We start from the raw sequence: 21,852 nt of genomic DNA, 5'->3' as shown, positions 1-21,852 counted from the left end.
AGAGTCATTTGAATTGAAGGAGCGCCGTTGATGGCCGCGAGCTCACCGGTCTAGTCTAGAGACCGACCAGCCGCTTGAGATCGGCGGGCGATGCGCCCGCCTTACGCTGGGCGGCAAGGCCGGTATTGCCAAGGCTCTTCGACAGTTTTCGTCCGTCCGGGCCGAGGATCAGGCGATGGTGAAAATAGGCCGGCTGCGGCAGGCCAAGCAGTTGCTGAAGCAGCCGCTGCACGCTGGTCGCGGAATAAAGGTCCTGGCCGCGCACGACATGGCTGACGCCCTGCAGCGCGTCGTCTATGGTGACGGCGAGGTGATAACTGGTCGGGATTTCGCGGCGCGCCACGACCACGTCGCCCCAATCCTGCGGATGGGCTTCGACACGACGCGTCGCGGAGAGCGTCTCGTCCGTGTATTCGGCCCATGACAGGTCCTTGCCGGCGCGCGCTATTGCAGCATCGACGTCCAGCCGCCAGGCAAATGGCACATTTTCGGCAACGCGCCGCTTGCGTTCGCTCGCCGTCAACGCCTTGTCGGCGGCGGGATAGAGCGGCACGCCGTCCGGGTCGCGCGGCCAGTCGCGGCCACGCTTCTCGCTGTCGGCGATGAAGGCGCGGATATCACTTCTGCTCATGAAGGCCGGGTAGACAAGTTCTTCCTTGATCAGCCGCTCGAGCATCGCCCGATATTCGGCAAAATGCTCGGACTGGCGGCGCACCGGTTCCTCCCAGCCAAGCCCCAGCCATTTCAGGTCGCGAAAAATGCCTGCCTCGAATTCCGGCGTGCAGCGCGTCGTGTCGATATCCTCGATGCGCAGCAGCAGGCGTCCGCCCGCCGCCTTTGCCAATTTCTGATTGAGCAGCGCCGAATAGGCATGGCCGAGATGCAGTTCGCCGTTCGGGCTCGGCGCGAAGCGGAATGTCAGCAGTGTCATTGTCCGGCGGCAATCGGGTTGTGTGGCGCTTTCGCCAATTGCTACTTTGCGCCGGTGGCGTCGTGCGTCCAGAGGGACACGTGACGAAGCGTGCGGCACTTTTGATTTTGGAACAAGCAGACATGCAACGCATCGCCAGTCTCGACGACATTGCGCAAGGGCTGGATAGGCTATGCTTACTCGACCCACGCCTGGAAAAAGTGCGCGGCATGGCCGGCGAGGTGCCGCTCAGGCTGTCGGAGCCGGGGTTCAGGAGCCTTGCCTCGATCGTCGTTTCACAACAAGTGTCCCGCGCGAGCGCCGATGCCATCTTCGGCCGGCTGACGAGACTGCTCGATCCGCTGACGCCGCAGGCGATACTTGCCGCCGACGAGGCGATCTTTCGCGAGGCCGGGCTGTCGCGGCCCAAGCAGCGCGGCCTGGTTGCCGTCGCCCGGGCGGTGGCCGAGGGACTCGACCTCGATCACCTGTGCCGGCTCGATGCAAGCGAGGCGATCGCGGCCATGACCAAGGTGCCGGGCATCGGCTCGTGGACGGCTGAAGTCTACCTTTTGTTTGCCGCCGGACACCCAGATATCTTTCCGGCGCGCGACGTTGCATTGCAGAGCGCGGTCGGCCATGCACTCGGCATCGACCCGCGTCCGCGGGAGAAAATGCTGATCCGGCTTGCCGAATCATGGAGCCCGTGGCGCGGTGTCGCATCGCGGCTTTTCTGGGCTTATTATCGCGAATTGAAGGGCAGGGATGCCGCGCCTCCGGCCTGAATCCGCAAAAAAGCATTGAAATCATGCGTTTTTGAGACCCGGCATGATCGACAATCCGCTTCACATCCCTGTCATGTCGGGCTTACAGTATCCGCGTCGACCGGTTCTAGGGTGAAGGAGGTCAACGACGTGACGGTTGCCGTATCTCCGGATGGGCTTCCAGCGCTGGTGCTGAATGCGGATTACCGTCCGCTCAGCTATTACCCCCTGTCGCTCTGGTCCTGGCAGGATGCCATCAAGGCGGTGTTCCTCGAGAGGGTGAACATCGTCGCCGAATACGAACACGCCGTCTCTTCACCGACCTTTTCGATGAAGCTGCCGAGCGTCGTCAGCCTGAAGGCTTACGTGAAGCCGTCGAGGCATCCGGCGTTTACCCGTTTCAACGTCTTCCTGCGTGACCGTTTCCAATGCCAATATTGCGGCACGCCGGACGATCTGACGTTCGACCATGTCATTCCTCGCCATCGCGGCGGCGCCACGACCTGGGAGAATGTCGTCGCTGCCTGCTCGCCCTGCAATCTGAGGAAGGGCGGCATGATGCCGGCCCACGCCAAGATGTGGCCGCTGCAGAAGCCCTACCAGCCGACGGTGCATGATTTGCATAATAACGGCCGGCTGTTCCCGCCCAACCATCTACACGAAAGCTGGATGGATTATCTGTACTGGGATGTCGAACTCGAGCCGTGAGATCATCCGATAATTCGGGAGGCTGGCCGTCTGAAGCGATTTTCTGCGCTTCCGATGCTCACGGACCAATGTCCGCTCCGCTTCGGTTCTCGACAATCACTCCACCCGACTCAGCCTGCCGAATTCTTGGATGATTTCGTGTCGCGCTAAATCAGTCGCGGGCGAAGGCGCTGCGGAAGGCTACGACTGCCAGGACAAAGCTGGCGATGGCGTTCCAGCCGGCCAGCGACAGGCCGAGGATTCGGAGCGCCGCCTTGTCGCAGGAGGGCGGGACGAATTTGTCGAGCGCATCGAGCACGCCCTTGCCGCCGGTGTCCACCGGCCCGGCGGCTGCGGTGCAATCGGTCGGGCCTGGCCACCACGCCCATTCGACGCCGGAGTGATAAACGCCGAGATAGACGCCGTAGAGCATCAGCAGGCCGCCAATAGCCAGCAGGCCACGGCTTACCCAGGCTGGCGCGTGAAGAGCCGACGCAAGCACCGCCAGCAGCATCAAGGGCACGCCGACATAGTAAGGGGTGCGCTGCTCGAGGCAGAGCTTGCAGGGGATGTAGCCGCCGAGATACTGGAAGGCCAGCGCCGAGCCGACCGTGGCGGCCATGGCGACAGCGAGAAACAGGGCGGTGCGGAGCCGCTGGCGTCCGGTATCGGCATTCACGGTCGCTGTCATCGGACTCAGTCCATTCGGTTCGATGCCGTTCAGACGGCGTATTTGACGACGATATAGAGCAAAATCAGGGCAGCGGCGGCGGCGCCTGCAATCTGGCCAAGGCGCTTTTCGATGAAGTGGCGGATCGGCTCGCCATAGCGGCGCAAGAGCCACGCGAGAAACAGGAAGCGAGCACCGCGCGCCACGATTGCCAGCACGATGAACAGCAGCAAGGGAACACCGATGACGCCCGACAGGATCGTCACAACCTTGATCGGCGGCAGATGGGCGAGGCCGGAGGTGACCAGCATCAGGATGATGAAGCCGACACCCGATGAGGCGCGCATCGCCTCGAACTCGTCATATTTGCCATAAAATTCGAGGATCGGCCGCGCCACCGCATCATAGGCATAATGGCCGATGAACCAGCCGGCGATGCCGCCCAGCACCGAGGCGACGGTGGCGACCAGCGCGTAACGATAGGCGCGATCCGGCCGCGACAGCGCCATCGGCAGATAGAGGACGTCGGCCGGCACCAGGAACACCGAGCTCTCGACGAAGGCGATGAAGGCCAGCCACCATTCGGCGGATTTGCTCGCCGCCAGCGACAAGGTCCAGTCGTAAAGTCCGCGAAGCATCGGCACTCCTAATGCACGCCCAAACCAGAAGCGGTCTTGGGATCACGACATGTACAAACAAGACTTGGAAGCGCCCCGCATCAACCTCGTCGGACAAGGTGCGCTTCAATGACATGCGCCGCCTGTCTAGAAAGATTTTCCGCGCTGCACAATGGCAGCTGCTTCACGAAATCGAAAGGCTGAGGCTTGAGCGAGCCCAGATGTCGGGATTTGGCCAGTTGATTGACGAGCAAGCCATGGCGTCGAACACTTGCCTGCCTGAAGTGCGTCAAGGCAGTTTCCAATTACATCGTGGGTTTTCCGGCCGAACACGATCCGTGTTTAAATACCGGCGATTCCTGTCGCATCCTCTCTCCCTGCTTCGCCCTTTGCGCCGCCATGTCGTTGTCTGATTTCATTTATCGCGCCTTTGAGAAGCTCATCCGTCCGCTGGATATTCCACCCGCGCCGCTGCCTGCGAGCGGGCCGTTTGCGCTGCTCCTGCATTTTGCGCGGATGTTCCGCGGCACCCTTGCGGCCATTACCGTCCTGATGATGGCGGTCGAGGGGATCAACCTTGCGACGATTTGGGGGGCCTCGTTCGTCGTCGATGGGGTGAGCGCGAAGGGCGCGGCGGTTTTCCTGCAGGAGGACTGGCCGACGCTGGTCGTGCTCGGCGTGCTGGTTTTCCCCGTGCTGCCGTTGCTCATCTTCGTGGGCAATGCGCTGAACTCGCAGACGGTGGCCGTATGCATGCCGGCGGCGATGCAGTGGCAGGGCCACAAGGCGGTGGAACGTCAGGATCTTGCCTTCTTCCACGACCTCTTCGCAGGTCAGGTGGCGTCGCGCATTTCGCAAGTCGCATCCGCCGTGCAGCAGCAGATCGTCGTGGCCTTCTACAGAATACCGCTGTTTCTGGTGCAACTCGTCGGTTCGCTCGTTCTGCTTGGCGCGTTGTCCTGGCCGCTTGCGCTTCCGGTTTTCCTCTGGATCTCCGCCAACATCGCCATTGCGGTGGTGGCGGTACCCCAATATTCCGAGCGGTCGCGCCGCTCGGCGCGGGGGCGAAGCCTCGTGGTCGGCGCCATGACCGACCTCTACAGCAACATTCAGATGGTCAAGCTGTTTGCGGCGGAAGACAGCGAGGCGGGCGCGATGCGGACCGTGATGGAAAACGCCATCGAGACCCAGCAGCGCGAAAGGCGCATCTATCTGATGACCGATATGGGCGTCGTCCTGCTCAACGTTGCCCTCTTTCTCACCAACGTTGCCATAGGGCTCTGGGGATTTGTCGCCGGCTTCGTCACGGTTGGTCAGTTCGCCGCTTCGATCGCCATCGTGCAGCGGCTCAATGCCAACTCCCGTGCCTTCCTGCAGATGGGCCAGCAGATTTTCCAGGCGGTGGGCACGATCCGCGACGCAATGCCGGTCGTGACGACGCCGCCGACCATAAATGACGCGCCGACCGCCAAGCCGCTCGAGGTCACGGCCGGCGAAGTCGAGTTCAAGAACATCCAGTTCGAATACCGCGAGGGGCAACGGGTGATCGAAGACCTGTCGCTCACCGTGCGCGCAGGCGAGAAGGTCGGGCTCGTCGGCCTCTCCGGGGCCGGCAAGTCGACCCTTGTCAGCCTGCTCCTGAGGTTCTTCGAGCTGAAGGGCGGCGCGATCCTGATCGATGGGCAGGATCTCCGTAGCGTGACCCAGGCCAGCCTTCGGGAGAGCATCGGCGTCGTCACCCAGGACGTCTCACTGCTGCATCGCTCCGTCGGCGACAACATCCGTTATGGTCGGCCGGATGCCCCGCCGGAGGCGTTGGAACGCGCCGCGATGCTGGCCGAGGCCGACGGCTTCATCGCCGATCTCAGAGATGGCGAAGGCCGCACCGGCTACGACGCTTTCGTCGGCGACCGCGGGGTGAAACTTTCCGGCGGCCAGCGTCAGCGCGTCGCGATCGCCCGGGTGTTGCTCAAGGACGCGCCAATCCTGGTTCTCGATGAGGCGACGTCCGCATTGGACAGCGAGGCCGAGGCGGCGGTCCAGGACAAGCTCGCTCTTCTGATGGAAGGCAAAACTGTGATCGCCATCGCCCATCGCCTGTCGACGATTGCCAGGATGGACCGGATCGTCGTCCTCGACAAAGGCCGCATCGTCGAGGAGGGAAAACCATCGGCGCTGCTGGAGCGCGACGGGCTCTATGCCCGACTGTGGAAGCTTCAGACCGGCGGCTATATTGCCGACGCCCTCGAGGAGATGTGAGCCGCCCTCGGTGATGATGTTTTGCTCATGGCCGGCTCGATACATTCTGCTTTCACTCCGGAAACCGGACTTGGCTGAACTCGTTTCCACCATAACGTTCGGAAGCCGATCCCAACTTCATCGATCATGAGCGAAGCCATAATCCCGAACTCCCGTGCCGCCATTCTCGAGCGGCGATCTGCCGGCGCGCTGACATGGTCCGGCCCCGCCCTGATGTTGTTCGCGCGGTCGGCTTTCGCTGTTGCCGCGCAGGGCCTGGTTGCGGCCGTGTACGCTGCGCACGGTTCGGCGACGCCCTGGCGCGACGCAGGGGCTTGGCTGCCGGTATATGGCAGCTTGATCGACGCGGGCTGCCTTGGACTCCTTTGGTGCCTTGCGCGGCGCGAGGGCATCACGTTGCTCGATTTGGTCGGTTTCGATCGCAAACGCTTGGGGCGCGATCTGTTGTTGGGCGTTGCGCTCATCCTCCCGAGCCTCGTTTTCATCTACGCTGGGATCACCGCCAGCAGCCTGTTGGTCTATGGCAACCCTGACGCACCGCAAATATACGGACCTTTGCCGCTCTTGCCTGCGCTCTACGGGGTGCTGATCTTTCCGTTGGTCTGGGGCATTACGGAGCAGACCACCTATAACGGCTATCTTCTGCCGCGTTTCCAAGTCTTGTCGGGAAGCACGGGATTTGCCGTTGCCGTCGTAGCGTTTTCCTGGTCGTTTCAGCATGCGGTGATGCCGCTGACGTTCGACCCGCATTTCATGCTCTACCGGCTCTTGGCACCCATCGCGCATTCGACATTCATCACCCTCGTGTACCTGCGCGTGCGCCGCATCCTGCCGCTGGCGACGGCGCATTGGCTCATGGATGGGGCGTCGGTATTCATCGGCATTCTGTGGCCGCTGTTGCGGTAGAAGGGTTCAAACGGGACGAGATGCCCGCTATCGATCGAAGCGCCGTATCACGAAAACCGAAAGGCTGGGCTCGAGCTAGATGGGATCTCGGGAATTGGCCAGTTGACGAACAGGCCTCCAACCGTATAGTCCGCGCCCATCCAGGCCGCCCGGCCTGAGCCCCTATGGCGGAATTGGTAGACGCGCTCGACTCAAAATCGAGTTCCGCAAGGAGTGCTGGTTCGATCCCGGCTAGGGGCACCACTTTTTAAATTCCCACCCACTTCTTATTGAACCTAATGGCGTGGATGGGATCGTCCAGCGACGCGCCCGACCGTGGCCGAATGATTGCACCTTGCCTGCTGCCGCGAGCTGCTCGAGCTTCCGCTGAACGGTGCGCGGACCAGCCCCAAGCGCAATTTGGCGTTCCTCACCGCACGCGATCAGGCGTGCCGCGGTCCCGCAAAAAGACGTTGCCGCAAAGTCGATCGCTGCCCGACGGACATGTTTCCTCCCGCGAACTACCCACCAGACCCGGCCCACAGATGCAACCTTGGGAGGTGAGATATGCGGTAACATTATGGCACGATGCGAAACAGCTTCGTCTTGGATCGTGCTGCGGGCCGGAGCCGCCGCCGTGCCTAGCGCAGGGCGGCCACGACGTCGGCGAAGTCGGCCCGCTTGCCATTGCCGGCGCGACGCAATTGCACCTCGACGGGCTTGCCGTCGGATTGGTCGCAGTAGACGATGGGTCCGGGCCGCACCCATTTGTCGCCCCACTCGGTCAGCGCGATAATGACCGTTTTGAATTCCAGCCCCTTCCGGGTCAGGACGTAGTCGGCCTGCTCGCCGGCGGCACCCGGGCGACGGTCCATCAGGCCGGCCTCGACGAAATCCTCGAGGCGCTTGGTCAGGATGTTGGTGGCGATCCCCAGGCTCTTCTGGAATTGCGAAAAGCGCGTGCAGCCGCCGAATATCGCGTCGCGCAGGATCAACAGGCTCCAGCGCTCGCCGACCAGTTCCAGGGCCCGTGAGGCCGAGCAGTTTTGTTTTTCATAGAGACGACCAAGCATGGTGTGAACATACCCTATTGACTTGCATCATGCAAGTATGCATTGTACTTGCATGATGCAAGCGACAGAGGTCGAGAGAGCGTCGCTCCACTTCATCGCCCGAGATTTCGGGTGTCCATTAACCAATCAGATCTAGACAGGAGATATGTTATGAAAAAGGAAGAAGATTACACGACGTCATTCGTCGTTAAGCAAAGCCCCGAAGAGGTTTTTGCCGCGGTTGTCAATCCGCGCGCCTGGTGGTCCGAAGATATCGATGGCGATACCAACAAGCTCGGTGCGATATTCTACTATCATTTCAAGGATATCCACCGCGGCACGTTCAAGGTCACGGAGCTTGTGCCCGGCAAGAAGGTCGTCTGGCACGTCGTTCTGAACTACTTCAACTTCGTCAAGGATGCGACCGAGTGGACCGGCACGGACGTGGTCTTCGAGATCGCGCCGACCGAAAAGGGGACCGAGCTGCGTTTCACCCATGTCGGGCTGAAGCCGAGTGAAGAATGCTACGATGTCTGCCATGACTCCTGGCGCTTCTATGTCGCGAGTCTTCGCGACCTGATTTCGACGGGCAAGGGGCAACCCAACAAGGGCGAAGAGAACGCCAACCCAACGGTTGTCCCGCAAAACGAGGACCTCGGCGCCGCCGAGCGCAAGGCGGCAGGCGATGGCGCCGGGATGATCGTCATGACGACGGCAGCGGCGAAGCCCGGCATCGAAAGCAAGGTGCGGAATGCCCTGCGGGACGTGGCGGGGGCGGCCCGCAAGCAAAGCGGGTGCATCGACTATAGCGTCTTTCGCTCGGAGGCAGAGCCCCATGTTACCATCTGCGTCGAGCGCTGGGCATCGAAGCAGGAGCGCGACGCTTTTCTACGCTCGGCGGACGCGAAGAATTTCGTTTCGGCCATAACCGGCGCCTTCCTGGAGCGGCCTTCGCCGATCTCCTACGCGACGTTGGAAGTCGGGTCCTAGTTGCAAGGTTCGCCTGGTCACGGCGCCGGCTGCCCTGGAGCAATGCAACGGGGGAGACGGCGTCCAAGCGTGGGAACAGAAAACCATAGCCTACTTGCATGATGCAAGAACGATGGCTTGCATTTATGCAAGAGGAGGAGAGATCGTCGTGCCGAAATCGATGGAAGTCACAAACAAAGCCGTTCTCGTGACCGGGGCCAATCGCGGCCTCGGCAAGGCGCTGGTCGAGGAAATATTGAGGCGGGGTGCCAAGCGCGTCTATGCCGGCGCGCGCAAACCGCTCGCCCACGCGGATCGGCGCGTCACGCCGCTGATCCTGGACGTGACCGATGCGGTGCAGATTGGGGCGGCTGTCGAGCGGATCGGGTCTCTCGATATCCTCATCAACAACGCCGGCATCGGGCTCTACGACGATCTTGGCGATCGTGCTGCGCTCGAGCGACACCTCGCCGTCAACCTGCTCGGCGTGCATGGCGTAACCCACGCATTCCTGCCGCTGCTCACGCATTCGCGCGGCGCCGTGGTCAACATCCTGTCGGAAGCGGCTCTCGTTCCGTTCCCGATTATTCCGTCTTACTCACTATCGAAGGCCGCCGCGTTTTCCATGACGCAATCGCTGCGTGCTCTCGCCGGCGCTCGTGGCGTGAGCGTTCATGCAGTCCTGTCCGGTCCCATAGACACCGACATGAGCAGAGACGCCGATATACCGAAGAGCTCCGCGGAGAGCGTCGCGAAAGGCATCCTGGACGGCATGGCGCGAGGGGAAGAGGAAATCTTCCCTGATCCAAAATCGGCATCCATGGCCGAGAGCTGGCGCGGCAGCGCGTTCAAAGCGCTCGAACGCCAGATGGCGGCTTTCGTCCAAGCCATGCCCGCCAAGCCATAGGCGACCGCCGCCATCGATGCGCTGCCAGCATTCGCAATTCAGCACGACACAGTGGAGCGGAACATCATGCTGTTGAACGCAACTTCCCCGGTTTTCACCAGCGGATCACGATGACTTTCTCGGTCCCGTTGGCGAGTTCGACAGCTTCGGTGCCATCCGGTTTGCGGCTTTGGATTCTGGCGCTCTCGACAGCTTCAACGCCAACAACGTTGACTGCAAAGGCTTCATCGATTTCGGCGGCACAGACCAAGGTGTCCGGCGGCAGGTCCTTTACTTGATCCAACAACTCGCGAAGCTTCATGGTCGAATCTCCTTGGCGATAGCAGGAATGAGCAGCACGCTTTCGCCGCACATTCGGAACCATGTCCCTTGAGAAAGGTTCCCGATGAGGTGGAGATGCCGCAGAATGGGACCAGCGCGGCGATCCGCCCGTCGCGATGATGTGAACGCGCCGTGCGAAGCATCTGTCTCAAATCCCTGTCCCTAATGCTGCCGGCGCAATTCCTTGTTAATCATGCCGCCCATCGCTAGACCGACCGCCATCACCGCAAAAGTCGCCGCGATAGATCGCTTCGGCAGCACCGTCTCCCAACCTGGCGTCAACCGCTTCGGCACGAAGCCATAATCTGTTGCCGCGGCAATGGCCGCTGCCGCCAACGCATCGCGAAATATCAGAAGCGACGGACGCGGCGGCCTCGAGGCGAGCCATAGTTCGAAAAGGAATGCCCAGAAGATGGAGGAAGCGTGATGCGTGCCATAGCCGACGAGCGTGTGCGCCACGTCACCGCGCCGCACGGACGCGGCCTGTTCGCCGTAGAGCCAGTGGCTGGTCGCATTCGTGGGCTGCAGGGCGCCTTTGCCTTCCTGCCTTGCAAGCAGGGCCAGCGCAGCTGTCGTGGCGAAGCTGACGATCGTACCCGAAACGGCTGCGGACAATCCTGTCTGGATCAGACTTTTCACTTGGTCCTCCGTCGTTTCGCGGTCGGCTCCTTGGAACGCCTTTGTGAATTCGCGGCAGTGTCGTGATTGCCAAAACGGCAAAACGAGTCCGAAGTTCCGGGAACGGACTTTTGGTTGGACGTTATCCCAGGAGCGTCCTCTGGGATAACGCCTTTGAAGTCCGGCTGCCTTTCCTCGCAAGCTCGGATCGCAGCCCGGCCGCTATTTACATCGGCCCCGGCACCATCTTGGTCGGCTGCTCAGGCATCGGAAACGGATAGTTGTCGCATTTCACGTCCGGGTTCGTCGGGCTGAACATTCCGAGCGGGTTGTCCTTGAACAGCCAGGCGTGAAGGTCGTAGTGGTGGAACTCCTTGGGGATGAGCGGATAATGCCCCTCCATCGGCCCCTGGAATGTCTGGCCGAAGAGCTTCGGCGGCTCCTTTGTGTCCGGCGTCAAGGGCACGAGCCATTCCGCGCCGACCAGGCGCAATTCGCCGCCGACCGGCTCATAGATCAGCACATTGGGGCGCGTCGGATCCGCGGTCGGGCCGACAGTCGTGACGTTGACGAAATGGATGCCCATCGCGCCCTTCGGGTAGTCCATCGCCCCCTCTACCTTTTCGCCGCTGTAGAAGACGCATCCTACCGTCGATAGATAAAGCTCGCGAATGGCAACCTTGTAGTCTTCATACCTGGACAGCGATTTACGCAGGGCATCGATCTCGGCTTTGTCGGGTTCGGCCGCCCGGGGAGCGGCGGCGTTCAGACACGCGCCAATGAGACCTGCCAAGGTGAGGATACCGACACGCCTGAGGTGAGTTGTTTTCATCATGCATTCCTCCCAGATTTTTTTCTTCTGGCCGTGCAGGACCGAGGCGGCAGTGATGCTGGACGCGCGGCCGTAATTGATCGCCTCATCCCGGTTGGGACTGCGTCGATGCTAATCCTTTCCGCTGATCGGGAGAATTAACCCTGACGACCTAGGCCCGAGAGAGCCGACGGCGCAGAGACGGACGGTCGGGTCCACTTTGGACGCCATGCACTAGCGCCGGCGCAGCAGGCTCCTCATCCGGTTGCGCAGCAGGCGCGCCATGTTGCGGGTTTCGCGGTAGAGGTGAAGCTGCGACGCCGCCTGGCGGGCGGGGCGGTCGGCGTCCGGCGTCAGCCCGATCACCAGCGTGCCCATCGGCTTGCGTTCGCTCCACAGCCGGCTCATCACCGGATGGTCGGGCACCGCGCAGGAATCGGTCATCATGATGTTGGGGTCGTCGAGATGCTGCCTGGTCACCTCGATCATCAGCAGCGTGCCCGGCGAATAGGCAGCGAGCGTCTCGTCATAGGCGGTCTTCCAGGTGTAGGCGACGCCCGCCTCGACGAAGACGACCAGGCAGGCGATGGTGCGGCCGTCGAGCGTCAGCGAATGGATGCGGCAGAGATCCTGCTCGGCCAGCCGGTGCACCGCTTCGCGGGCGAAGGCGGCGCGGTAGCGGTCGATCGCCATGGCGGTGCGCTCGCGGCCTTTCCAGCCGGCAGCCTCCAGCGTCAGGAAATTTTCGATGGCGTGGCGGATCTCGTCAGGCCCGCGCGCCACGACATGCTCCAGCCGGCCGAGGTCGGCGAGGCGGCGCTTCAGGCGGCGGAACTCGCGATAATGGTGCGCGCGCAGCGAAGCTTTCAGATATTCCTCGCCGTCGAGCTCGCTTTCGAGCACCGGGCGCTCGGCCTTGCCGGTGGTGACCAGCGTCAGGCCGCGCGTTTCGGCGACGCTGGCGAGCAGGCTCGCCACCGGGCCATCCAGCCTTATGTCGGGCAGCACGAAGACCTTCGGCAGCTTGAGATGCGGCCTCGACAGCATCGCGAAGAAATCCTCGATGACGCCGATCGGATCGTCGCGGTCGACCAGGGGCGTGCCGATCGGGCCGAACGGGCTCGACCAGGTGCGCATGACGGGAACCCCGAGCGGCACCACCGGTCGCTCGACCGAGAACGGCACCAGCAGGCGCAGCCGGTTGCGATACTGGTCACCGTCCCGGATGACGGCCAGCCGCACCTCGCGGTCCTCGAGCCTGGGCATGGCCGGCGCCAGGAAGCGCGGATTGAAGAAGACGTTGGATTCGATCGTGCGGGTACAGAGATAGTCGAGCTCCTCGACCAGGTCGAAGCCGGCGGAGGCCGGATAGATGGCAAGCTTGCGCTCGGGCCGGTTGTTGGCGAGGATCTCGACATGGGCGGGATCGGCTTCGCGGGCAAGCCCGGCAAGGCCGGACACCATGGCGCCGGCCGGGCCGCCGCTGGTTTCCTCGAGCAAGGGGACGGCAGCCATCAGGCGGCTCCTTTGGCGGGCACGAAAATGACCATGGCGATGCCGAGCTTGCGCCAGACCGTAAAGGACAGCGCGCCGGCCTCGAAGATCATGGCGAAGACGGTGGCCATCGCCGCGCCCCACAGACCGAAGAGCGGGATCAGCACGACGCTAAGCGCGATGTTGAAGGCCAGCGTTATGGCATAGACAGCGGCACAGATATTCTGGTTGCCGCTCATGGTGAGCAGGCTTTCGCAAGGGCCGACGGCGGCCCGCGCGACGACGCCGAACACCAGCAGGAACAGCAGCGGATAGCCGGCGGAAAATTCCGGGCCGAACAGGGTCAGCATCGGCTCGCCCAGGGCCAGCACGAGCAGCGCCATCGCCAGCGACGGCCAGAAGGTCCACGACACGGTTTCGCGGGCGAAGGCGGCGAGCTTCTGCGGCTCGCCATGGGTGAACTGCGCATAGCGCTGGGCGACGCCGGCCTTGACCGCGAAATAGACGAAATGCACCAGCGCCAGCGTCTTGACGGTGGCGAAATAGACGGCGACGTCGTTGGGATCGAGATAGGCGCCGACCATCAGCACGTCGGCATTGGTGAGCAGGAAGAAGAAGCTCTCGACCAGGAAGATCGGCAGCGAGACGATGAACCATTGGCCGAAATGCAGCTTCATCGGCCCGGCCGGAATTCTTTTGTCGATGCGCGAGGTGACGCCGACGAGCTGACCGAGCGTGGTGGCGTAGGTGGCGGCGATCGCGGCGAAGATCGCCGTTCTGGCGTCCGGCGCGTAGCCCGCCAGCAGCATCAGCGCCATGAACGCCAGGATCAGCAGCGGCCGCACCAGGAATGTCGGCGACAGCGCAAACAGCGCCCAGGAATTGGCCCGCGCGAGCCCTTGCAGCAGGTCGGACATGGCGATCATCGGCAGGCAGATGATGCCGAGGATGAACGGCACGACATAATAGTTCTCGATAAAGGGCGACAGCAGCCAGACGCCGAGCGCGCCGAGGCCGGCGATCACCGTCGAGGCAACCAGCACGAACAGCCGGCTGGCCCGCACGATGCCGCGCAGTTCGGCCAGCATGCCGCGCTCGCGATATTCGGGAATGAAGCGGATGATCGAGGTGTGGAAGCCGAGGCAGGCGAGATTGCCGACGATGACCATCGTCACCCACACGAGCACGAAAATGCCGTATTCGAACGACCCCATCCAGCGCGCCATCAAAACCTGGCTGACGAAGGCGATGACGGCGCTGACGATGCGGACCGAAAAGGCGATCAGCGACATGCGGCCGGCTTCGCCGCGCGCGCCGGCGCTGAACAGGACGGCATCGATCAGGCCAAGCAGCGGCGTGATGCGCAGCGCAAGGCGCTGCGGCAGGAACCGCCCGGCTGTCGTCGCCGCGGAAAAGCGCACCCCGATCACACTCCGTTTTCCGCCAATTTACAGGGGCTTGGTGTAGCGGAGACACATTAAGAAACGGTTGGGTGGGAGTGGAGGCGGGGCGATGGAACGCCGGCCATCGACCTTATCGACGGCGAGACCTGCTGAAGGAGCAGAAGATCGGCGTGCGGGTGAAGATGGTCGAGGAAGTGAGCGTAGATGACGTGGCGTTTGCGGAATTTTAGCTGGTCACGCCGGCGGGACAGCGCCCCCCTCTGGCCTGCCGGCCATCTCCCCCTCAGGTGGGGAGATTGGCTAGTCGCCAAAGACCGGCGCTGCCCTCATCCGGCCCCTCGGGCCACCTTCTCCCCGTAGAACGGAGAGAAGCAAGGCGCATTATTCGGCGCGTCGAACCCGGACCGATCCTCGCCTACATACCCTTCATCGCATCGCAGGACACGTTCGGGTTCATGTCCGCGAACGCGCCGGTCGGGTTGCCCTTCCAGGCCCAGACATGCAGCTCGTAGAACGGGCCGAGGCCATAGCGGTTGGGCGCGCTGTTGAAGTTGAACAGATGTCCATCGAGCGAGGCCGGGCCTTTCGACGTGATGTATTCGACCGCGATCAGTTTTAGCGTGCCGTCGGCCATCGGCTCGTACATGACGGCTTCAGGCTTGGCGACATCGACCGCGTCGTCCTTGAGGTAGCCGGGATTGACGTAGTGGATGCCCATGGCGCCGCCGGTGATGCCGCTGGCGCAAGGAATGGGCGCATAGCCCTCGGCGGTCGCCGCCGCCACATTCTCGAAGCGGCTGTTGGCCGCGCGTACCATGTCGGCCAGCGGATTGCCGTCCTTTGCCTGGGCCGCGGTGGCGGCGATCGACAGGATGGCCAGGGCGGCAAGGCGCCCGGTGCAAAGATTGATGTTCATGTTCTCTCCGGTTGTTTGAGGACGCGCACCGAGCGGGTCTGCTCAACGCTGCGGCGTCCGTTGGAATTTTGCGAAACAGGTCGCTCGTCCTGTTTTCATGTCGGCCGCAGTGATGCGGCCGGTTGCACGGCTTGTTTCAGCCCGTCCAAACGGCGCGGCGGCCTAATGGTCCCACCAATAATATTCCCAGTATTCGCGCCGCTGCTCGCGGTCGGGCAGTCCGATGTCCTGCCTCAGATAATCGTCTTGCGGGGGCAGCCGGCGCCGCCTGCCCAGCAGACGCGAAGGCAGCGCCGCCGCGATCCGCCATAGACGGCCAAGCAGGGAACCGCCGGGGTTTCCCACGACAGGCGCCGGTTCGCCGACCGGCATGCCATCAGGCATGTCGCAATTGCCGCGAATGGCAGTTTGATACTCATCCTTTTGTCCGCCACTTGGGGTTTGCCTGCCATCAACGGTAAAAGTAGGGGTCAAGAACCCGCACCTCCGTGATCTTGTCGACAGGCAGCGAATTCTTCTGGGCGGTGCTGCGGATCGCCTCGGGCGAGGGCGCGTCGTAGATGCAGAAGCTGCGCTTCTTGTCCGGCGACACGTAGGACTGCAGCCAGGTAACGCCCTTTTCGGCATTGCGCATGACGACACCGCCCAGCGCGTCGGCGCCGGCTTCGTTCATCGGCACGTTGAGGCCGTCCGGGAATGTGCGTTCAATCAGATAGCGAGGCATGGAAGCCTTCCTTTCTCCAGTGGGTCACGCCCGGTTTGAGCGCGGCTCGACATTGATCACGCCCGGCAAGAGCGCACATCGGAGCCTTTCCCCATTTTTGGCGGGACGATTCCCTATGTTGGCAGCGTTATGGACGGGGGATATGTTGGCGGGTCCATCGCGGGTCCGCCTTTTCGGCGAACTCGATCTGCGTGAGCGAATGATGCTTCTGGAACGGCAGACACAGCTGGAGCGACTCGACGGGCTGCTGGCCGATGCCGGGCGCGGCCGTGGCTGCGTCGCGGTGCTTGCTGGCGAGGCCGGGGCCGGCAAGACCGCGCTTGTCGAGGCCTTCATCGACCGGACTGCGCAAGCCACGCGCATATTCCGCAGCGCCTGCGAGGATCTGTCGATACCCGATCCGCTCGGGCCGCTTTACGATCTGGCGCGGGACGCGCAATGGGCGCTTCCGCAGGCGATCGATCATCGGCAAGGACAGAGGCTGCCGCTGTTTTCGGATGCACTCGAAATCTTCGAGACGAAGGCGCAGCCGACCCTGCTGGTGATCGAGGACTTGCACTGGGCCGATGATGCGACGCTCGATTTCGTCCGCTTTCTCGGTCGGCGCATCGCCAACAGGCATCTCTTGCTGCTGCTGACGGCGCGCACCGATCGCAGCGAGGGACAGATGCGGGTGCGCCGCGCGCTCGGCGAGATACCGGCAGGCAGCGTCGCGCGCATCGACGTGCCGCTGCTCAGCGAGGCGGCGGTGCTGTCGCTGGCCGAGGCGGCGGGGCGCGATGGCGATGCCATCTACCGGGCGACGGCGGGCAACGCCTTTTTCGTCACCGAGCTGTTGTGCAGCGGATGCGAGGAAAAAACGGCGCTGCCGGCAAGCGTGCGCGACGCGGTTCTGGCGCGGGCCGAGCGGCTGTCGGCCGGCGCCCGCGCGATGCTCGACGCGGTGTCGGTGTTCCCACGCCGGGCCGACGCCTGGGCGTTGCAAGGCCTGTGCGGCGTCGCCAGCGCCGGCCAGCTTGCCGAATGCGTCGCCAACGGCCTGTTGGAGGATCAGGGCGACGGCTATGCGTTCCGGCACGAGATCGCCCGCCGCGCCATCGAGGCGATGCTGACGACGAGCCACCGGCGGCAGTTCAACCAGCGCGCCCTGGCCGCCCTTCTCGAAAACAGTGAGGTTTCCACCGGCCGCCTGGTGCATCACGCGGTGGAGGCGCACAATCTGCAGGCAGTGCGCGAGCTGGCCCCGGTTGCGGCGCGCGAGGCCTCCCGCGTCGGCGCCCATCGCGATGCGGCCGGCTTCTATGAAGCCGTGTTGCGGCAGGCCGACAGCCTGCCGGTGGAGGAGCGCACGGCGCTCCATGAGAAATATGCCTTCGAGTGCCACCTCATCGGCAAGATCGACGACGCCATCGCCGCGCAGGACCAGGCGCGCCGGCTGCATCAGGCCCAGGGGAATACGGCGAAGGAAGGGGATTGCCTCAGATGGCTGTCGCGCTTTGCCTACCTGCTTGGCGACCGCATGGCTGCCGATGCCCTTGGCGAGCAGGCGGTTCGGCTGCTGGAGACCGCGCCGGCCGGGCCGGAACTCGCCATGGCCTATTCCAACCTCTCGCAACTGGCGATGCTGGCCGAAAGGCTCGACGACACGCTGCGGCTCGGCAACAAGGCGATTGCGCTCGCCGAACAACTGAACCGGCCCGACATCGTCTGCCACGCGCTCAACAATGTCGGCAGCGCCGAGCAGTGGCTGGATCTGGCAAACGGACGGCTGCACCTTGCGCGCAGCCTGGAGATCGCGCTGGAGCAGAATTTTCAGGAACATGCGGCGCGCGCCTTCACCAACAGCGCCTGCAGCGAGATGAACCAGCTCGGCTTCGCTGAGGCGCGGTCGTTCCTCGATCGCGGCATCAACTACTGCGTCGAAAACGATCTCGTCACCTGGCGCGACTATATGCGCGGCGTGCTGGCCCAGTTGCTGCTGCGCCAGGGGCAATGGGAAGAGGCTGCCGGCGAGGCGCTCGAGGTGATCGCCAACGATCAGGCGACGATGCTGGTCCGCTATCCCGCCGTGGTGGCCCTGGCAAAGCTGCGGATACGGCGCGGCGACCCGTCCGCCGAGCCGCTGTTTGCCGAAATGACGCAGTTCCTGGACAAGGGATTGGAATTGCAGCGGCTGGCGCCCTATGCGGCGCTGATGGCCGAACGGGCGTGGCTCGGCCAGGCTGACAAGGATGAGGCGCTCGGCCTGATCGCACTGGCTGAGAGCTTGTCGACGACGCGGGCGGGTTTCGGCGAGCTGGCGACGTGGCGGCAGAAGCTGGCGCCGGACATGGATCCAGGCGATACCGTCGGGATGGCCGCGCCTTACCGGCTGCTGCTCGCCGGCGACTGGCAGGCGGCGGCAGAACTATGGGCCGAGATGAACGCGCCCTACGAACGCGGGCTTGCGCTGGCCCAGGGTAACGAGACCGCGCAGCGCCTGGCGCTGGAGATTTTCGAAAGCCTCGGCGCCAGGCCCGTCGCCGTTCACCTGCGCGATATCATGCGCCGCAACGGCGTCAACGGCATCGCAAGGGGGCCGCGCCGAACCACGCGCGCCAATCGCGCCGGCCTGACCCAGCGCCAGATGGAGGTGCTGCAACTGATCGAGCGCGGCTTCTCCAACAAGCGGATCGCCGAGCAGCTGACAATTTCGCCGAAGACGGTCGATCACCACGTCTCGGCGGTTCTGGGCAAGCTGGACGCGGTTTCGCGCGGCGAAGCCACCGCCGCGGCGCGCGATTCGGGGTTGATTTGAGCCTGTCTTCTTCGGGTCGCGATCCTTCGCGCACCCTCAGGTGGGGAGATCGGCTAATCGCAAACGCCGATGCCGCCCCTCATCCGCACTTCGGGCACCTTCTCCCCGTGAACGGGGAGAAGGAAAGCAGTGCCTTACGCAAACGCCCCATGACAATGCTTGTATTTCTTCCCTGAACCACACGGGCAAGCTTCGTTGCGGCCGACCTTGCCCCAGGTCGCCGGGTTCTTCGGGTCGCGATCTTCGGGGGCGACGATGGCGTTGGTCTCCTGGCGGACCAGCACGGCCGTCTCGCCGCCTTCGAAATCGTCCTCGCCGGTGAAGCCGTCGATATGGCTGCCGAACATGTCGGGCGCCTCGGGCGGCGGCGCATCGGCCGCCTGGCGGACCAGCTCGACGCGCATCAGCTGCGCGGTGACGGCCTGGCGCAGATTGCCCAGCATCGCCTGGAACAGCTCGAACGCCTCGCCCTTGTACTCCTGCAGCGGATCGCGCTGGGCATAGCCGCGGAAGCCGACGACCGAGCGCAGATGGTCGAGATTGACGATGTGCTCGCGCCACAGATGGTCGAGCGTCTGCAGCACCACCGAGCGCTCGACATAGGTCATCACGTCGGAGCCGAAACGCTCGGCGCGCTCCTTGGCGGCGGCCTCGGCGGCCTGGCTGACGCGGTCGCGGATGTCGTCCTCGGCAATGCCTTCTTCCTTGACCCAGTCCTCGACCGGCAGATCGAGATTGAGGAATTCGGCGATTTCGGCCTTGAGGCCGGCGACGTTCCACTGCTCGGCATAGGCGTTTTCGGGAATGTTCTTGGCGACGATCTCCTCGATGACGCCTTCGCGCATCTCTGTGATGGTCTCGGACAGGCCTTCGCCGTCCATCAGCTCGATGCGCTGTTCGAACACCACCTTGCGCTGGTCGTTGGAGACGTCGTCATATTTCAACAGGTTCTTGCGGATGTCGAAGTTGCGCGCCTCGACCTTCTTCTGCGCCTTTTCCAGCGCCTTGTTGATCCACGGATGGATGATCGCCTCGTCTTCCTTGAGGCCGAGCTTCTGCAGCATGCCGTCCATGCGCTCGGAACCGAAGATGCGCATCAGATCATCCTGCAGCGACAGGAAGAATTTCGAGCGGCCGGGATCGCCCTGGCGGCCCGAGCGGCCGCGCAACTGGTTGTCGATGCGGCGCGATTCATGGCGTTCGGTGGCCAGCACGTAGAGGCCGCCGGCGGCGAGCGCCTTTTCCTTCAGCCGGGCGATGTCGTCGCGGATTTCCTTTTCCCTGGCCTCGCGCTCGGGGCCGGCCGGCATGTCGCCAAGCTCCTCGGCGATGCGCATGTCGGCATTGCCGCCGAGCTGGATGTCGGTGCCGCGGCCGGCCATGTTGGTGGCGATGGTGATGGCGCCGGGCTTGCCGGCCTGGGCGACGATCGCCGCCTCGCGCTCGTGATGGCGGGCGTTCAGCACCTCGAAATCCTTGAAACCTTCCTTGCGCAGGCGTTCGGCCAGCTGCTCGGACTTCTCGATGGAAGTCGTGCCGACCAGCGTCGGCTGGCCCTTGGCGCGGGCTTCCTTGATCTCCTTGACGATCGCCTTGTATTTCTCCTCGACCGTCCGGTAGACCTCGTCGTCTTCGTCAATGCGGATGACCGGCAGGTTGGTCGGGATCTCGGTGACGTCGAGATTGTAGATGTTGGCGAATTCCTCGGCCTCGGTCAGCGCCGTGCCGGTCATGCCGGCGAGCTTCTTGTAGAGGCGGAAATAGTTCTGGAAGGTGACCGAGGCGAGCGTCTGGTTTTCCGGCTGGATCGCCACATGCTCCTTGGCTTCGAGCGCCTGGTGCAGGCCCTCCGAATAGCGGCGGCCGGGCATCATGCGGCCGGTGAACTCGTCGATGATGACGATCTCGCCGTTGCGTACGATGTAGTCCTTGTCCCGCTGGAACAGCCGGTGCGCCTTCAGCGCGTTGTTGACGTGGTGGACGATGGCGACGTTCTCGACGTCGTAGAGCGACTCGCCCTTGAGCAGACCCGCATCGCGCAGCATGTTCTCCAGCTTCTCGGTGCCTTCCTCGGTGAAGATCGAGGTCTTCTGCTTCTCGTCGATCTCGTAGTCCTGCGGCTGCAGCTGGATGATGAAGGTGTCGATGGTGTTGTACATTTCCGAACGGTCCTCGAGCGGACCGGAAATGATCAGCGGCGTGCGGGCTTCGTCGACCAGGATGGAATCGACCTCGTCGACGATGGCGTAGCTGTGGCCGCGCTGCACCATCTGGGCGCGCTCGTATTTCATGTTGTCGCGCAGATAGTCGAAGCCGAGCTCGTTGTTTGTGGCGTAGGTGACATCGGCGGCGTAGGCGACGCGGCGCTCCTCGTCGGACAGGCCGTGGACGATGACGCCGACCTTGAGGCCGAGGAATTTGTAGACGCGGCCCATCCATTCGGAGTCGCGCGTGGCCAGATAGTCGTTGACGGTGACGACATGCACGCCGTTGCCGGCGAGCGCGTTGAGGTAGACCGGCAACGTCGCCACCAGCGTCTTGCCTTCGCCGGTGCGCATCTCGGCGATGCCGCCATTGTGCAGCACCATGCCGCCGATCAGCTGCACGTCGAACGGCCGCATGCCGAGCACGCGGCGGGCGGCCTCACGCACGGTGGCGAAGGCCGGCACCAGGAGGTCGTCGAGACTGGCGCCGTTGGCGATGTCCTGGCGGAATTTGTCCGTGCGGGCCTGAAGCTCGGCGTCGGAAAGCGCCCGCATCTCGTTTTCCATGGCATTGATCGCCTCGACGCGCGGCCGGGTCGATTTGACCCGACGATCGTTGGAGGAGCCGAAAACCTTACGGGCGAGACCGCCGAGACTGACCATCCAATGGCCCTTTCGATAGCATTCCAAGTCATTGCGACGGGCGCCGGCTGGCCCCATCAACTCCACGTGAACGCGGACAAACGCAAAAAGCGCCCGGAAAACGGTTCTGGACGCAAAGTCGTTGGACAGATAAGAGGGGGCTCATTCGATGTCAACGCCGCGCTCGCCCTGTCGACCGCGC

The 21,852-nt window shown here is 63.4% G+C and carries 20 protein-coding genes and 1 tRNA gene; 8 read left to right on the top strand and 13 right to left on the bottom strand.

The annotated features are described in order from the left end of the window. Positions 1-55: 55 nt before the first annotated feature. Positions 56-931: a tRNA glutamyl-Q(34) synthetase GluQRS gene (gene gluQRS, locus NKI67_RS21260; protein WP_352619544.1), complete on the bottom strand. Its 876-nt coding sequence runs from the start codon at positions 929-931 to the stop codon at positions 56-58. 122 nt (positions 932-1,053) lie between these two features. Here gluQRS and NKI67_RS21255 point away from each other — a divergent pair, with 122 nt between their 5' ends. Both NKI67_RS21255 and NKI67_RS21250 read left to right on the top strand, forming a co-directional pair. Then, positions 1,054-1,695, top strand: a complete 642-nt coding sequence (locus NKI67_RS21255) for a DNA-3-methyladenine glycosylase family protein (protein ID WP_352646648.1) — start codon at positions 1,054-1,056, stop codon at positions 1,693-1,695. A gap of 129 nt (positions 1,696-1,824) precedes the next feature. Further along, entirely contained in the window at positions 1,825-2,382 is a 558-nt protein-coding gene (locus tag NKI67_RS21250) for an HNH endonuclease (RefSeq protein ID WP_023677956.1), read from the top strand. Positions 2,383-2,533: 151 nt separating this feature from the next. Here NKI67_RS21250 and NKI67_RS21245 read toward each other — a convergent pair whose 3' ends face one another. Together NKI67_RS21245 and NKI67_RS21240 are read right to left on the bottom strand one after the other, a co-directional pair. Further along, entirely contained in the window at positions 2,534-3,052 is a 519-nt protein-coding gene (locus NKI67_RS21245) for a disulfide bond formation protein B (protein ID WP_352570543.1), read from the bottom strand. Between the two features lie 29 nt (positions 3,053-3,081). Next, positions 3,082-3,669 carry a YqaA family protein gene (locus NKI67_RS21240; RefSeq protein ID WP_352646645.1) on the bottom strand — a complete coding sequence of 196 codons (588 nt, stop codon included), beginning with the start codon at positions 3,667-3,669 and terminating at the stop codon, positions 3,082-3,084. Between the two features lie 378 nt (positions 3,670-4,047). On the opposite strand from NKI67_RS21240, the gene NKI67_RS21235 reads away from it, so the two are divergent. The 3 genes from NKI67_RS21235 (at position 4,048) to NKI67_RS21225 (ending at position 7,056) form a co-directional block, all read left to right on the top strand. Continuing rightward, positions 4,048-5,907, top strand: a complete 1,860-nt coding sequence (locus NKI67_RS21235; protein WP_352646643.1) for an ABC transporter ATP-binding protein — start codon at positions 4,048-4,050, stop codon at positions 5,905-5,907. Positions 5,908-6,120: 213 nt separating this feature from the next. Then, on the top strand, positions 6,121-6,813 hold the full coding sequence (locus tag NKI67_RS21230; RefSeq protein WP_352646641.1) for a CPBP family glutamic-type intramembrane protease: 693 nt from the start codon (positions 6,121-6,123) through the stop codon (positions 6,811-6,813). Between the two features lie 158 nt (positions 6,814-6,971). Further along, positions 6,972-7,056, top strand: a tRNA-Leu gene (locus NKI67_RS21225). A 377-nt stretch (positions 7,057-7,433) separates the two neighbouring features. Here NKI67_RS21225 and NKI67_RS21220 read toward each other — a convergent pair. Then, positions 7,434-7,865: a winged helix-turn-helix transcriptional regulator gene (locus tag NKI67_RS21220; protein ID WP_352646639.1), complete on the bottom strand. Its 432-nt coding sequence runs from the start codon at positions 7,863-7,865 to the stop codon at positions 7,434-7,436. 150 nt (positions 7,866-8,015) lie between these two features. Between NKI67_RS21220 and NKI67_RS21215 the strand changes: the two genes are divergently transcribed. Beyond that, positions 8,016-8,834, top strand: coding sequence for an antibiotic biosynthesis monooxygenase (locus tag NKI67_RS21215; RefSeq protein WP_352646636.1), 819 nt, complete (start codon positions 8,016-8,018; stop codon positions 8,832-8,834). Positions 8,835-8,982: 148 nt separating this feature from the next. Continuing rightward, entirely contained in the window at positions 8,983-9,720 is a 738-nt protein-coding gene (locus tag NKI67_RS21210) for an SDR family NAD(P)-dependent oxidoreductase (protein ID WP_245274743.1), read from the top strand. Positions 9,721-9,814: 94 nt separating this feature from the next. On the opposite strand, the gene NKI67_RS21205 is transcribed toward NKI67_RS21210, so the two are convergent. The 8 genes from NKI67_RS21205 to NKI67_RS21170 form a co-directional block, all read right to left on the bottom strand. Continuing rightward, complete coding sequence (locus NKI67_RS21205; RefSeq protein WP_352646633.1) at positions 9,815-10,021, bottom strand: sugar phosphorylase; 207 nt, start codon at positions 10,019-10,021, stop codon at positions 9,815-9,817. Between the two features lie 182 nt (positions 10,022-10,203). Then, positions 10,204-10,680, bottom strand: coding sequence for a hypothetical protein (locus NKI67_RS21200; RefSeq protein ID WP_352646631.1), 477 nt, complete (start codon positions 10,678-10,680; stop codon positions 10,204-10,206). A 205-nt stretch (positions 10,681-10,885) separates the two neighbouring features. Next, a complete protein-coding gene (locus tag NKI67_RS21195; RefSeq protein ID WP_352646629.1) occupies positions 10,886-11,494 on the bottom strand; it encodes a hypothetical protein in 609 nt (202 codons plus the stop codon). Positions 11,495-11,704: 210 nt separating this feature from the next. Then, positions 11,705-12,985, bottom strand: coding sequence for a GNAT family N-acetyltransferase (locus NKI67_RS21190; RefSeq protein ID WP_352646627.1), 1,281 nt, complete (start codon positions 12,983-12,985; stop codon positions 11,705-11,707). Then, complete coding sequence (locus NKI67_RS21185) at positions 12,985-14,385, bottom strand: lipopolysaccharide biosynthesis protein (protein WP_352646715.1); 1,401 nt, start codon at positions 14,383-14,385, stop codon at positions 12,985-12,987. Before NKI67_RS21185 ends, NKI67_RS21190 begins: the two co-directional genes overlap by 1 nt. 397 nt (positions 14,386-14,782) lie before the next feature. Then, positions 14,783-15,283, bottom strand: a complete 501-nt coding sequence (locus tag NKI67_RS21180) for a hypothetical protein (protein WP_352619584.1) — start codon at positions 15,281-15,283, stop codon at positions 14,783-14,785. A 162-nt stretch (positions 15,284-15,445) separates the two neighbouring features. Continuing rightward, positions 15,446-15,667, bottom strand: a complete 222-nt coding sequence (locus NKI67_RS21175) for a hypothetical protein (RefSeq protein WP_352471339.1) — start codon at positions 15,665-15,667, stop codon at positions 15,446-15,448. 67 nt (positions 15,668-15,734) lie between these two features. Beyond that, positions 15,735-16,007: a DUF4242 domain-containing protein gene (locus NKI67_RS21170; RefSeq protein WP_023677971.1), complete on the bottom strand. Its 273-nt coding sequence runs from the start codon at positions 16,005-16,007 to the stop codon at positions 15,735-15,737. Positions 16,008-16,149: 142 nt separating this feature from the next. Here NKI67_RS21170 and NKI67_RS21165 point away from each other — a divergent pair, with 142 nt between their 5' ends. Then, positions 16,150-18,804 carry a helix-turn-helix transcriptional regulator gene (locus NKI67_RS21165; protein ID WP_352646624.1) on the top strand — a complete coding sequence of 885 codons (2,655 nt, stop codon included), beginning with the start codon at positions 16,150-16,152 and terminating at the stop codon, positions 18,802-18,804. 134 nt (positions 18,805-18,938) lie between these two features. On the opposite strand, the gene secA is transcribed toward NKI67_RS21165, so the two are convergent. Continuing rightward, positions 18,939-21,671, bottom strand: a complete 2,733-nt coding sequence (secA, locus tag NKI67_RS21160; protein ID WP_352646622.1) for a preprotein translocase subunit SecA — start codon at positions 21,669-21,671, stop codon at positions 18,939-18,941. Between the last annotated feature and the right edge of the window lie 181 nt (positions 21,672-21,852).

The sequence above is a fragment of the Mesorhizobium sp. M0408 genome (genome assembly GCF_040321495.1).
Classification (GTDB): Bacteria; Pseudomonadota; Alphaproteobacteria; order Rhizobiales; family Rhizobiaceae; genus Mesorhizobium.
This window is presented reverse-complemented; position numbering and strand designations above follow the sequence as displayed.

Bases quoted from the DNA above. Each gene is read 5' to 3' on its own strand.
- NKI67_RS21190 (WP_352646627.1), bottom strand. From the start codon at position 12,985: ATGGCTGCCGTCCCCTTGCTCGAGGAAACCAGCGGCGGCCCGGCCGGC.
- NKI67_RS21245 (WP_352570543.1), bottom strand. From the start codon at position 3,052: ATGACAGCGACCGTGAATGCCGATACCGGACGCCAGCGGCTCCGCACC.
- gluQRS (WP_352619544.1), bottom strand. From the start codon at position 931: ATGACACTGCTGACATTCCGCTTCGCGCCGAGCCCGAACGGCGAACTG.
- NKI67_RS21175 (WP_352471339.1), bottom strand. From the start codon at position 15,667: ATGCCTGATGGCATGCCGGTCGGCGAACCGGCGCCTGTCGTGGGAAAC.
- secA (WP_352646622.1), bottom strand. From the start codon at position 21,671: ATGGTCAGTCTCGGCGGTCTCGCCCGTAAGGTTTTCGGCTCCTCCAAC.
- NKI67_RS21195 (WP_352646629.1), bottom strand. From the start codon at position 11,494: ATGATGAAAACAACTCACCTCAGGCGTGTCGGTATCCTCACCTTGGCA.
- NKI67_RS21220 (WP_352646639.1), bottom strand. From the start codon at position 7,865: ATGCTTGGTCGTCTCTATGAAAAACAAAACTGCTCGGCCTCACGGGCC.
- NKI67_RS21205 (WP_352646633.1), bottom strand. From the start codon at position 10,021: ATGAAGCTTCGCGAGTTGTTGGATCAAGTAAAGGACCTGCCGCCGGAC.
- NKI67_RS21230 (WP_352646641.1), top strand. From the start codon at position 6,121: ATGTTGTTCGCGCGGTCGGCTTTCGCTGTTGCCGCGCAGGGCCTGGTT.
- NKI67_RS21215 (WP_352646636.1), top strand. From the start codon at position 8,016: ATGAAAAAGGAAGAAGATTACACGACGTCATTCGTCGTTAAGCAAAGC.
- NKI67_RS21180 (WP_352619584.1), bottom strand. From the start codon at position 15,283: ATGAACATCAATCTTTGCACCGGGCGCCTTGCCGCCCTGGCCATCCTG.
- NKI67_RS21240 (WP_352646645.1), bottom strand. From the start codon at position 3,669: ATGCTTCGCGGACTTTACGACTGGACCTTGTCGCTGGCGGCGAGCAAA.
- NKI67_RS21170 (WP_023677971.1), bottom strand. From the start codon at position 16,007: ATGCCTCGCTATCTGATTGAACGCACATTCCCGGACGGCCTCAACGTG.
- NKI67_RS21165 (WP_352646624.1), top strand. From the start codon at position 16,150: ATGTTGGCGGGTCCATCGCGGGTCCGCCTTTTCGGCGAACTCGATCTG.
- NKI67_RS21235 (WP_352646643.1), top strand. From the start codon at position 4,048: ATGTCGTTGTCTGATTTCATTTATCGCGCCTTTGAGAAGCTCATCCGT.
- NKI67_RS21255 (WP_352646648.1), top strand. From the start codon at position 1,054: ATGCAACGCATCGCCAGTCTCGACGACATTGCGCAAGGGCTGGATAGG.